Origin of the sequence: Microbacterium sp. UFMG61 (genome assembly GCF_015354505.1) — a bacterium.
Classification (GTDB): domain Bacteria; phylum Actinomycetota; class Actinomycetes; order Actinomycetales; family Microbacteriaceae; genus Microbacterium.
Genome location: NZ_JACAFP010000006.1, coordinates 132,645 through 144,418 on the forward strand (window position 1 = coordinate 132,645; position 11,774 = coordinate 144,418).

General features: G+C 68.2%; 10 protein-coding genes. All 10 read right to left on the bottom strand.

Translation table 11 applies throughout. From position 1 onward, the window contains the following. Positions 1-4: 4 nt before the first annotated feature. The 10 genes from gmk to IXW21_RS08970 all read right to left on the bottom strand — a co-directional run bounded on the left by gmk (position 5) and on the right by IXW21_RS08970 (position 11,734). Positions 5-913 (bottom strand): guanylate kinase, encoded by a 909-nt coding sequence (gene gmk, locus IXW21_RS08925; RefSeq protein WP_194763909.1) that lies wholly within the window; start codon positions 911-913, stop codon positions 5-7. After that, positions 906-1,751 carry an orotidine-5'-phosphate decarboxylase gene (pyrF, locus tag IXW21_RS08930; RefSeq protein ID WP_194763910.1) on the bottom strand — a complete coding sequence of 282 codons (846 nt, stop codon included), beginning with the start codon at positions 1,749-1,751 and terminating at the stop codon, positions 906-908. Before pyrF ends, gmk begins: the two co-directional genes overlap by 8 nt. Next, positions 1,748-5,035, bottom strand: a complete 3,288-nt coding sequence (carB, locus tag IXW21_RS08935) for a carbamoyl-phosphate synthase large subunit (RefSeq protein ID WP_194763911.1) — start codon at positions 5,033-5,035, stop codon at positions 1,748-1,750. The genes pyrF and carB overlap by 4 nt, the downstream gene beginning before the upstream one ends. Continuing rightward, entirely contained in the window at positions 5,035-6,180 is a 1,146-nt protein-coding gene (gene carA, locus IXW21_RS08940; RefSeq protein ID WP_194763912.1) for a glutamine-hydrolyzing carbamoyl-phosphate synthase small subunit, read from the bottom strand. Before carA ends, carB begins: the two co-directional genes overlap by 1 nt. Further along, positions 6,177-6,713 (bottom strand): hypothetical protein, encoded by a 537-nt coding sequence (locus IXW21_RS08945; RefSeq protein WP_194763913.1) that lies wholly within the window; start codon positions 6,711-6,713, stop codon positions 6,177-6,179. Before IXW21_RS08945 ends, carA begins: the two co-directional genes overlap by 4 nt. Beyond that, positions 6,710-8,014, bottom strand: a complete 1,305-nt coding sequence (locus tag IXW21_RS08950; RefSeq protein ID WP_194763914.1) for a dihydroorotase — start codon at positions 8,012-8,014, stop codon at positions 6,710-6,712. The genes IXW21_RS08945 and IXW21_RS08950 overlap by 4 nt, the downstream gene beginning before the upstream one ends. Further along, complete coding sequence (locus IXW21_RS08955) at positions 8,011-8,976, bottom strand: aspartate carbamoyltransferase catalytic subunit (RefSeq protein WP_194763915.1); 966 nt, start codon at positions 8,974-8,976, stop codon at positions 8,011-8,013. Before IXW21_RS08955 ends, IXW21_RS08950 begins: the two co-directional genes overlap by 4 nt. Then, positions 8,973-9,503 carry a bifunctional pyr operon transcriptional regulator/uracil phosphoribosyltransferase PyrR gene (pyrR, locus tag IXW21_RS08960; RefSeq protein WP_194763916.1) on the bottom strand — a complete coding sequence of 177 codons (531 nt, stop codon included), beginning with the start codon at positions 9,501-9,503 and terminating at the stop codon, positions 8,973-8,975. The genes IXW21_RS08955 and pyrR overlap by 4 nt, the downstream gene beginning before the upstream one ends. A gap of 67 nt (positions 9,504-9,570) precedes the next feature. Beyond that, positions 9,571-10,155 (bottom strand): hypothetical protein, encoded by a 585-nt coding sequence (locus IXW21_RS08965; RefSeq protein ID WP_194763917.1) that lies wholly within the window; start codon positions 10,153-10,155, stop codon positions 9,571-9,573. A gap of 1 nt (position 10,156) precedes the next feature. Further along, positions 10,157-11,734, bottom strand: a complete 1,578-nt coding sequence (locus IXW21_RS08970) for a Rieske 2Fe-2S domain-containing protein (RefSeq protein ID WP_194763918.1) — start codon at positions 11,732-11,734, stop codon at positions 10,157-10,159. Positions 11,735-11,774 lie beyond the last annotated feature (40 nt).

Consider the following 11,774-nt stretch of genomic DNA (forward strand, 5'->3'; position numbering starts at 1 on the left):
CGTGTCAGCGCGCAGAGCTCGAAGACAATTCTACGACCTCCGCGGCTGCCGAGGCGACGTCCTCGTTCACGATGAGGTGATCGAACTCGTTCTGAGCGGCCAGCTCGACCTTCGCGGTGCGGAGCCGACGGGCCCGCTCCTCCGCATCCTCGGTGCCACGACCGACCAGTCGCTGCACCAATTCATCCCATGTGGGGGGCAGCAGGAAGATGAGCGTCGCCGACGGCTCGGCCTTCCGTACCTGCCGAGCACCCTGCAGGTCGATCTCGAGCAGCACGGTCTTGCCCGCGGCCAGAGCCGCATCGATCGGGGCGCGCGGCGTGCCGTAGCGAGAGCGATTGTGCACGACGGCGTACTCGAGCAGCTCGTTCTCGTCGATGAGGCGATCGAACTCCGCCTCGTCGACGAAGTAGTAGTGCACTCCGTCGACCTCACCGGGGCGCGGCGGACGGGTCGTCGCCGAGACCGAGAGATGGATCTCGGGGTTGTGCTCGCGGATGTGGGCGGCGACCGTTCCCTTGCCCACCGCCGTCGGGCCGGCGAGCACGAGCAGCCGGCTCCGGGCATCGCGCGGCTTCGTCACCGGGAACCGCGTGTCGAGCCAGTGTGCGAGCGCGACTCGCTGGCGCACACCGAGTCCGCCGAGACGCTTGACCGGTGAGATGTGCAGCTCGTCGAGGATGCGGTCGCGCTTGCCGGCGCCGATGGCGGGAAGTGCGAGGAGGAAGTCGGTGATCCGCATCGAGCCCTCGACGGAGTCCGCGTCGGCGACTGCGCGCTCGAGAACCGTCTGCGGTGTCACGACACGGGTCGTGAGATCGCGCTTGAGCGACGCGCGTGCGCGACGACGTTCCACGGCTCGGCGTGCCGCGGCTGCGCGGTCGACCTCGGGTACCGGACGCGACTCAGCCACGGGAAGTCTCCCTGTACTCTGCGACGCGGGCGTCGATGGCGGCGGCGAGACCGGTCGGTCCTGCCGAGAGGATGCTGCGGCTCTCGCTGGCAACCACGGCCGGGCTCATCGAACCGAAGCGGTGTCGCAGATCGGCGGGGGTCGCCCCCTGACTTCCGAATCCGGGAGCGAGGATCGGTGCGGGAGGGGTGAACGCGGCGAGGCCGGCATCCGTCCAGTCGACGGTCGCTCCGATCACGAAGCCGAAGCTGCCCCACTCCCCTGCCTCCGCATGCTCGGCGTTGCGCGCCGCCACCACCGAGACGATGTCGGCCGAGACCGCGCGTCCGGTGGCCGAGATCGAGCGCTGCAGGGCGGTGGCTTCGGGGTTGCTCGTCGCCGCGAGTACGAAGAGGCCCTTGTCGTGCTCCCTCGCGAGATCGAAGGCGCCGTCGAGCGACCCCACTCCCAGGAAGGGATTGACCGTGAGGGCATCCGCCTCGAGAGACGATCCCGGAAGGAGCCAGGCGGCCGCATAGGCATCCATGGTCGATCCGATGTCGCCGCGCTTGGCGTCGGCGATCACGAGAAGGCCGGCGGCGCGAGCTGCGGCGAGGACCTCTTCGAGGGCCGCATACCCGGCCGAGCCGACTCTCTCGAAGAACGAGACCTGCGGTTTCACGAGTCCGACGCGTCCCGCGGCGGCCTCGACGGTGCGCAGACCGAACTCGCGCAGCCCCGATGCGTCATCGCTCAGGCCCCACTCGGCGAGCAGAGACGCATGCGGGTCGATGCCCACGCAGAGGGGCCCGCGCTCATCGAGCGCAGCGCGGACCCTCTCTCCGAAGCGTGCGCTCACAGAGCGGCCTTCCTGTCGAGGGCGTACTCCTGCAGGCTCTTCACCTGGAAGCCCTCGTGCGCCGCATCCATTCCACTCACCGCGGCGCCGAGAACGGCCATCGTGGTGAACAGCGCCTTGTCGGCTGCGACGGCGGCCGCGCGGATCTCATAGCCGTCGGCACGGGCCGCTCCCCCCGAGGGGGTGTTCACGACGATGTCGATCGAGCCGTCGTTGATCAGGTCGACGATGTTCGTCGCGCCCGATTCCTGGGTCTCGCTGTACTTCTCGACGACCGTCACGGCGATGCCGTTGCGCGAGAGGATCTCAGCGGTGCCCTCGGTGGCCACGATCGTGAACCCGAGCTGCTGCAGGCGGTGCGCCGGCAGGATCACCGCGCGCTTGTCCGAGTCGGCGACCGAGATGAACACCGTGCCGGACGTCGGCATCCCGCCGTAGGCGGCAGCCTGGCTCTTCGCGAATGCGGTCGGGAAGTCACGGTCGATGCCCATGACCTCACCGGTCGAGCGCATCTCCGGCCCGAGGATCGAGTCGACCGTCTTGCCGTCCGCGGTGCGGAAGCGCTTGAACGGCAGCACGGCCTCCTTGACCGAGACCGGTGCGTCGAGCGGAACGCGCGAGCCGTCCTGTTCGGGCAGCATGCCCTCGGCGCGCAGCTCGGCGATGGTCGCTCCGGCCATCACGCGGCTTGCGGCCTTCGCCATGGGGATCCCGAGGGCCTTCGACACGAAGGGCACCGTGCGGCTGGCGCGCGGGTTGGCCTCGATCACGTAGAGCACACCGGCGCTGATGGCGAACTGCACGTTCAGCAGACCGCGCACGCCCACACCTTCGGCGATCGCGAGGGTCGCCTCGCGGACGCGGTCGATGTCGGTGCGGCCGAGCGAGACCGGCGGAAGCGTGCAGCTCGAGTCGCCGGAGTGGATGCCGGCCTCTTCGAGGTGCTCCATGACGCCACCGATGAACAGGTCGGTGCCGTCGTACAGCGCGTCGACGTCGAGCTCGATCGCGTCGTCGAGGAAGCGATCCACCAGCAGGGGCTTGCCCTCCTCGATGATGACCTCGCCGGCCGTGCGCACGAAGTACTCGCGCAGCGACTCCGAGCTGTAGACGATCTCCATGCCGCGTCCGCCGAGCACGAAGCTCGGACGCACGAGAACCGGGTAGCCGATCTCCTCGGCGACCGCGACCGCGCCGTCGGCGTCGATCGCGGTGCCGTGGCGCGGAGCGACGAGTCCTGCCGAATCGAGCAGCTGCGAGAACAGCTCGCGCTCCTCTGCGATGTCGATGGCCGCGGGGCTCGTGCCGAGAACGGTGTATCCCGCAGCCTCGATCCCCTTCGCCAGACCCAGCGGCGTCTGTCCGCCGAGCTGGCAGACGACGCCGAGGATCGTTCCGCTGGCGGCCTCCGCGTCGAGCACCTCGAGCACGTCCTCCAGGGTGAGGGGCTCGAAGTAGAGGCGGTCAGACGTGTCGTAGTCGGTCGACACGGTCTCGGGGTTGCAGTTGACCATGACGGTCTCGAAGCCCGCATCCGAGAGCGCGAACGACGCGTGCACACAGGAGTAATCGAACTCGACACCCTGACCGATGCGGTTCGGGCCGGATCCGATGATGACCACCTTCGTGCGATCGGACGGCGCGACCTCGGTCTCGAAGTCATAGCTCGAGTAGTGGTACGGCGTGAGGGCGGGGAACTCGCCCGCGCAGGTGTCGACCGTCTTGTAGACCGGACGGATGCCGAGTCCGTGGCGCACGCCGCGGATCTCCGCCTCCTTCTCGCCCCGCAGCTCGGCGATCTGCGCGTCCGAGAAGCCGTGCTCCTTGGCGTAGCGGAGCGTGGCGGCGTCGAGCTCGGGCGCCGTGCGCACGATCTCGGCGACCTCGTTGATGAGCACGATCTGATCGATGAACCACGGGTCGATCGCGGTGGCCTCGAAGGCCTGCTCGACGGTCGCGCCCTTGCGCAGCGCCTGCTGCAGGGTGACGATGCGTCCGTCGGTGGGCACCTTCGAAATCTCGAGCAGCTCGTCGACCGAGCGCTCCTCCGTGCCCCAATGGAAGCTCGAGCCGCGCTTCTCGAGCGAACGCAGCGCCTTCTGCAGCGCGGTGGCGTAGTTGCGACCGATCGCCATCGCCTCGCCGACCGACTTCATGGTCGTGGTGAGCGTCGCATCGGCGGCCGGGAACTTCTCGAAGGCGAAGCGCGGCACCTTGACCACGACGTAGTCGAGCGTGGGCTCGAAGCTCGCCGGGGTCACGCCCGTGATGTCGTTCGGGATCTCGTCGAGGCGGTAGCCGAGTGCGAGCTTGGCGGCGAGCTTGGCGATCGGGAAGCCGGTGGCCTTCGAGGCCAGGGCGCTCGACCGCGAGACACGCGGGTTCATCTCGATGACGATGATGCGGCCGTTGCTCGGGTCGACGGCGAACTGGATGTTGCAGCCGCCGGTGTCGACGCCGACGGCGCGGATGATGTCGATGCCGATGTCGCGGAGCTTCTGGTACTCGCGGTCGGTGAGCGTCAGCGCGGGCGCCACGGTGATCGAGTCACCGGTGTGCACGCCGACGGGGTCGACGTTCTCGATCGAGCAGACGACCACGGTGTTGTCGGCGGTGTCGCGCATCAACTCGAGCTCGTACTCCTTCCAGCCGAGGATGGACTCTTCGAGCAGCACCTCGGTGGTCGGAGAGTCACGCAGGCCGGCACCGCCGATGCGGCGCAGATCCTCCTCGTCGTACGCGAACCCGGAGCCGAGGCCGCCCATCGTGAACGAGGGACGCACGACGAGCGGGTAGCCGAGCTCGGCTGCTCCCTCGAGCAGGTCGTCCATCGTGTGGGCGATGATGCTGCGTGCCACGTCTGCGCCGGCATCCAGCACGAGCTGCTTGAAGACCTGACGGTCCTCGCCCTTGTTGATCGCCTCGAAGCTCGCGCCGATCAGCTCGACGTCGTACTTCTCGAGGACGCCGTGGTTGTGCAGCTCGATCGCGGCGTTCAGCGCGGTCTGGCCGCCGAGCGTCGGCAGGATCGCGTCGGGGCGCTCCTTGGCGATGATCGTCTCGATGACCTGCCAGGTGATCGGCTCGATGTACGTCGCGTCGGCGAAGTCGGGGTCGGTCATGATCGTGGCCGGGTTGGAGTTGACCAGGATGACCCGCACGCCCTCCTCGCGGAGCACGCGGCACGCCTGGGTGCCGGAGTAGTCGAACTCGCACGCCTGACCGATGACGATCGGGCCGGAGCCGATGACGAGAACGGAGTTGATGTCGTCGCGCTTGGGCATTACTTGGCGTCCTTCTTGCTCGCGATGACCATGTCGCGGAACCGGTCGAAGAGGTAATTGGCGTCGTGCGGGCCAGCGGCCGCCTCGGGGTGGTACTGCACCGAGAACGCGGGGATGTCGAGGGCGCGGAGGCCCTCGACCACGTTGTCGTTCAGTCCGACGTGGCTGACCTCGACCTTGCCGTAGCCGTTCGGGCTGTCGAAGGATCCCTCGAGCGGGGCGTCCACGGCGAACCCGTGGTTGTGCGCGGTGATCTCGACCCGACCGGTCGACTTGTCGAGCACGGGCTGGTTGATGCCGCGGTGGCCGAACGGCAGCTTGTAGGTGCCGAGGCCCAGCGCGCGGCCGAGCAGCTGGTTGCCGAAGCAGATGCCGAAGAAGGGGAGGCCGTCGTCGAGCACGGCGCGCAGCAGCTCGACGTGGTCGCCGGATGCGGCGGGATCGCCGGGGCCGTTCGAGTAGAAGACGGCGACCGGGTCGATCGAGCGGATGTCGTCGATCGTGACGTTCTGCGGCAGGACGTGCACCTCGAAGCCGCGGGCGGCGAGGTTGTCGATCGTGGCCTGCTTGACTCCGAGGTCGAGGACCGCGAGATTGCCGACCCTCTCCCCCATCGCGGTCGTCACCGTCGCGACGTCGACGGAGACCTGAGCCGAGAGGTTCTGACCGGCCATCTGGGGCGCTTCACGCACGATGCGCAGCTGCTCCTCGGCATCGAGCCGTGCGTCGTCGCCGGAGAAGATGCCGCCGCGCATGGATCCGGCCGACCGGATGTGACGCGTGATCGCCCGGGTGTCGATGCCGCTGATGCCGACGATGCCGTCCTGCACGAGGATCTCGTCGAGCGAGGCGTTCGCGCGCCAGTTCGAGACGACACGCGAGGGGTCGCGCACGATGTACCCAGCCACCCAGATGCGTCGGGACTCGGGGTCCTCGTCGTTCATGCCGGTGTTGCCGATGTGCGGCGCGGTCTGCAGGACGATCTGCCCGGCGTACGACGGGTCGGTGAGCGTCTCCTGGTAGCCGGACATGCCGGTGGCGAAGACGACCTCACCGATCGTGGTTCCCAGCGCGCCGTAGGCGCGGCCGGTGTGACGGGTCCCGTCTTCGAGGACGAGGACGGCGGGTTCGGGGAGGGCTGTCATGACGTTGCTCCTGTGTCGGGGGCGGCTTCGTCGTCCGAGGCGCCGGAGGCGGGGACGAGTCGCTGCAGTTCTGAGATGAAGTTCTGGGGGTCGCCGTCGGTGAGACGGAGGTAGGAGTCGACGATGGTGTCGTCGTCGGCACTCCAGGCCACGCGGACGAGGCCGCCGGGCTCGACGACGCGATCGATCGTGACCGTCGCGCGGTCGACGCTCGCGAGGCGCGCGGAGGCCAGGAAGACCGTCGGCGCGCCGTCGAGGCAGAGGGCGAGTCCCCGGTCGGTGACCGCGACCTCGCCGCGTGCCCGATACGCGAGCGGCGACAGCGTGAGTCGCTCGAGCGGCTGATCGTGCTTGGTCGTCGACACGTACAGCACCTCGTGACGATCGAGCACCTGCGCGTGCTCGGGAACACCGAGAGGCGCCGTGAGGCCCGAATCGCGTCGGAGTCGTCGTCGCCAGGCGAACAGCATCGCGAGCAGGACGAGCACGGCCAGCGCGATCATCAGCGCGATCGCGAGATCCCTGGGGATCATGCGCGCAGCTCCTCGACCACGGCACCGGCGTCCACGGTCAGCACGCCGCCGTGCACGGTGTACTCGACCCGACCAGGCAGGTCTCGGCCGAGGTAGGGCGAGTTCCTGCTGCGACCGTGCAGGTCGGCCTCGGTGAAGGCCCCTGCGACCGACGCGTCGTAGAGGGCGATCTGCGCCGGGGCACCGACCTCGAGCGCGGTGCCGTGGCCCGCGAGGCGACCGATCCGTGCGGGTGCGGCGCTCATCACGCGAGCCACGTCGTCCCAGCCGATCAGGCCGGTCTGCACCATCGACTGGTGCACGACGCGCAGCGCGCTCTCGAGCCCGACCATTCCGTTCGCGGCGGCCTGCCACTCGCAGGCCTTGTGCTCGCTCGGGTGCGGGGCGTGGTCGGTCGCGACGATGTCGATCGTGCCGTCGGCGAGGCCCTCGCGTACGGCGAGCACATCCTCTTCGCGACGGAGCGGCGGGTTGACCTTGTACCGGGCGTCGTAGCCGCGCACCAGCTCGTCGGTCAACAGCAGGTGGTGCGGGGTCACCTCGGCGGTGACGTCGATGCCGCGCTTCTTGGCCCAGCGAATGATGTCGACCGAGCCGGCCGTCGAGAGATGGCAGACGTGCAGGCGCGAGCCCACGTGCTCGGCGAGGAGCACATCACGGGCGATGATCGATTCCTCAGCGACCGCCGGCCACCCGGCGAGTCCGAGCTCGGCCGAGACGGTGCCCTCGTTCATCTGGGCGCCCTCGGTGAGCCGGGGGTCCTGCGCATGCTGTGCGATGACGCCGTCGAACGACTTCACGTACTCGAGCGCACGGCGCATGATCAGCGGATCGAAGACGCAGAATCCGTCGTCGCTGAAGACGCGCACCTGGGCGCGCGACGTCGCCATCGCGCCCAGCTCGGCGAGGCGCTCGCCCTTCTGACCGACCGTGACGGCGCCGATCGGCTGGACCGTCGCATAGCCTGCGGCCTCACCCAGCGCGAGCTCCTGCTCGACGACTCCGGCCGTGTCGGCGACCGGGGAGGTGTTCGGCATCGCGAAGACGGCGGTGAATCCACCGGCCGCCGCAGCGCGGGTTCCGGTGAGGATCGTCTCGGAGGCCTCGTAGCCCGGTTCGCGAAGATGGGTGTGCAGATCGACGAGACCCGGGAGGGCGACGAGGCCCGCCGCGTCGACGACACGGGCCCCCGTGCGCGAGAGACCGGTGCCGATCTCGGCGATCACACCGTTCTCCACGATGATGTCGGCGCTCTCCGCACCGAGAAGCTGTGCGCCGGTGATGACGAGGGTCTCGCTCACTGGTCTCCCCCTCGTTCGTCGTCTCGTTCTCCTGCAAGAAGCAGGTACAGCACTGCCATCCGGATGGACACCCCGTTCGTCACCTGTTCCAGCACGGTGGAGCGCGGGGAATCTGCGGCTTCGGAGGAGATCTCCAGGCCCCGGTTCATGGGTCCGGGGTGCATCACAATGCTACCGTCCGGAAGGCCCGCGACTCGCAGTGCGTCAAGACCCCATCGTCTGGAATACTCCCGCTCAGTCGGGAAATACGCGGCGTTCATCCGTTCGAGCTGAATGCGCAGCATCATCACCGCATCCGGGCCCTCCGCCAGCGCCTGATCAAGGTCGTAGACGACCCTCGCCGGCCAGAGCGAGACGTTCTGGGGCACCAGCGTCGGCGGGGACACCAGCGTGACCTCGGCCCCGAGCGTGGCGAGCAGCCAGACGTTCGAGCGCGCGACCCGCGAGTGCAGCACGTCGCCGACGATGACGACGCGGACGCCGGCGAGGTCTCGACCGCGGCTGTCGGCACCGAACCGCCGTTTGCGGATCGTGAACGCGTCGAGCAGCGCCTGCGTCGGATGCTCGTGCGTGCCGTCGCCCGCGTTGACGACGCCGGCCGAGATCCAGCCGCTCGTCGCAAGGGTCTGCGGAGCACCGGAGGCGGGGTGCCGGATGACGACGGCATCGGCTCCCATCGCCTGCAGCGTCTGCGCCGTGTCCTTGAGGCTCTCGCCCTTGGACACGCTGGAGCCCTTCGCCGCGAAGTTGATGACGTCGGCCGAGAGACGCTTCGCCGCCGCCTCGAACGAGATGCGAGTGCGCGTCGAGTCCTCGAAGAAGAGGTTGACGACGGTCTTGCCTCGGAGCGTCGGGAGCTTCTTGACCTCGCGCGACTGCGTGTCGGACATGTCTTCGGCGACGTCGAGGATGCGCAGAGCGGTCTCGCGGTCGAGGGTGCGGGTGTCGAGGAGATGTCTCATGCTTCGATCGTCACCTCTTCGGCGCCGTCGTCTTCGGTGAGCCGCACGTTGACGCGCTCCTGGCGGGACGAAGGGATGTTCTTGCCGACGAAGTCAGGGCGGATCGGCAGCTCACGATGGCCGCGGTCGACGAGGATGGCGAGTCGCACGATCGAGGGACGGCCGATCGACTGCAGCGCGTCGAGTGCGGCACGGATGCTGCGACCCGAGAAGAGCACGTCGTCGACCAGCACGACGGTCCGGCCGTCGATCCCGCCGGACGGGATGTCCGTCGGGCGCGGTGACCGGGTCGGGTGCTTCGCGAGGTCGTCGCGGAACATCGTGACGTCGAGCGCTCCGACCGGGACGTCGGTCTGGGCGATGTCTCCGATGACGGCGGCGAGGCGACGGGCGAGAGTGACGCCGCGGGTCGGAATGCCCAGCAGAACGAGGTTTTCGGCCCCTCGGTTGGATTCGAGGATCTCGTGTGCGATGCGGGTCAGAGCCCGCGAGATATCGGCTTCGTGCAGAACTGTGCGTGCACTCATCAGCCGCTCCCTTCTCCGCCTCACAGGACGGTGTTAAAGGTTGCTTGATGGAACCAGTCTAGCGCGGTCAGCGCCAACCGAGAACGTCGCGGACGACGGCCTGCGAGAACGGGGCGCCGTCGTTCGGCACCCCGCGCAGAGACTCGTGCGACACCATGGCGCCCTCGGCTCCGGCAGCCGCGGTGATGCCGTCGAGTGCCGCACGGATACGCGGCCCTGCCGCCCTGGCGTACTCCGCGTCTCCTCTCCGGGAGATGTGCGGGAAGACGACGAGCTCGGCCACCCCGTTCGCCACGCGGCGGGCCGCGACGATCACGAGCGTCGGCGGGATGGAGTGCTGCAGCGCCCGTGGCAGAGGGAACGGCAGGTCGTCGCTCAGCAGTCCCTGCCAGAAGCCGCGACGAGAGCGCTTCTCATCGCCGATCTCGAGAGCGCTCGACGTCCACTCCTGACCCTGCGGACGATCGTCGTTCTCGCGGCCGTCGTCACGACGCTCGAAGCCCTGCTCCTGCAGGAACTCGGTCGCGATGCGCACCAGCCGGGGAGCATCCGATCGCACCACCCACCGGGCACCGCGGAACGGCCCGTCGAACTGCAGGCGCGAGGTGCGGGCATCCCGACCCGATCCCTGCGGGTGCGAGCCGCTGCGCACGTCAGCCGGCCTCGCTGAGCACTGCGTCGGTGACCTCGTCGAGCTTCGTCGAGCGGATCGGGTGGCCGCTGGTCGACAGGCAGCGTCCGGTCTTGAGGTCCCACTTCCAATCGTGCATGCTGCACGTCAGGATGCCGTCCTCGTCGACCTTCCCGGTCTTCGTGAGGTCGGCGCGCAGATGCGGGCAGCGACGCTGCACGACCCAGTCGCCGATCTCGGCGTCTTCGGTCTGGTCGGTCTGCTCCTGGTACCAGTTCTCGACGTACTCGATGCGATCGACCGAGAGGCACTTGAGGAAGGTCGTGAGGAACTCGTTGAACTTGCCGCTGCGACCGACCTGGAACTGCATCGACAGGAAGATCGAGTTCGACCAGTCGATCTCGTGGTCGCGGATGTTCGTCGAGACGAGGTCGGCGGGGATCGTGTACCAGTAGATGCACTCCTCCCCGGCGTACTCGCGCACCTTGGCGCGGGGGAAGTCGACGACCATGTCGAGATCGCCGATCCTGAACCGGACGCACCCGCCGACGCCGAGGCGGATCGTGCGCGACTTCTTCAGCAGCGGCTCCCACCACCCCTTGAGCGCCTCGAGGATCTCGGCCGCCGGAAGCACCTCGGCGCGCGAGGCCTCCTCGTCGAGGATCTCCTGCTGACGGCTCGAGCGCTGCTCCTCGAGGTAGTTCCACTTCTCGTCGAAGATGTGGGCGAGCTCCGCTTCGGAGTACAGCGACTGCGTCGTGGTGACCTCTGCCCCGTCGACGGTGACGACGGTGCCGGGCACGAAGAGGTGACCGTCGTACTGCGGCGAGAGCTCCTTCATGTGCGCGAGGAACTGCTTCTGATCCGTGAAGATCGATTCGCCGTTGCGGCCGATCCCGTTGAAGTCGAACAGCTCGTCGCGCAGGAACATGGGCGGACCGGCCATCGGGAAGACGTGCGGAGCATCCACCTTGTCGATGTAGTACATCGCGCGCTTGTTCTGTGCGTCGCGCTTGAGCTTCGCGAAGTTCTGCTTGGCATCCATCGGCAGGTCGTAGACCATGGGCCACCAGATCGCCCCGGAGACCTGCGTGAAGTAGGCGTCGGGCTTGCCGAAGTGCAGGAGCGTGTCGAGATCGAGCGGGTGCGAGTCGTTCTGGTTGAGGATCGATCCGGTGCCGTCGTCGACGCTCAACGACGAGTCGCCGATCGGTCCGTCGCTGGGGGCGCGCAACGGCGTGATCATGATCTTGAGGTCGCCGCGCTCGATGATCTCGCCCGCGGGCGCGTACGTGATGTTCGTGTACCCGAGAGCCCGGATGTCCTGCTCGAGATCATCGATCGGGTACTCGGGAAGCAGCACCTCGATGTCCTTGCGGATGTAGCGCTCGAGGAGCTTCGGATCGAAGTGGTCGCGGTGCCGATGCGAGATGTAGAGGAAATCCGCCTCGCGGCCGAACCGCTCCCAGTCGAGCCCCCGGTTGTCGGGGAACGGGAACCACGAGCCGAAGAAGGAGGGCCCGAGAACGGGGTCGCAGATGATGTTTCCGCCGGCCGTCTCGATGAACATCCCGGCGTGGCCGAGTCCCGTGATCCGCATGCATTCCTCCTGAAGTGAACCGTTCGATTCTACCGGCGGC

Bases quoted from the DNA above. Each gene is read 5' to 3' on its own strand.
- carB (WP_194763911.1), bottom strand. From the start codon at position 5,035: ATGCCCAAGCGCGACGACATCAACTCCGTTCTCGTCATCGGCTCCGGC.
- carA (WP_194763912.1), bottom strand. From the start codon at position 6,180: ATGACAGCCCTCCCCGAACCCGCCGTCCTCGTCCTCGAAGACGGGACC.
- IXW21_RS08945 (WP_194763913.1), bottom strand. From the start codon at position 6,713: ATGATCCCCAGGGATCTCGCGATCGCGCTGATGATCGCGCTGGCCGTG.
- IXW21_RS08955 (WP_194763915.1), bottom strand. From the start codon at position 8,976: ATGAGACATCTCCTCGACACCCGCACCCTCGACCGCGAGACCGCTCTG.
- pyrR (WP_194763916.1), bottom strand. From the start codon at position 9,503: ATGAGTGCACGCACAGTTCTGCACGAAGCCGATATCTCGCGGGCTCTG.
- IXW21_RS08970 (WP_194763918.1), bottom strand. From the start codon at position 11,734: ATGCGGATCACGGGACTCGGCCACGCCGGGATGTTCATCGAGACGGCC.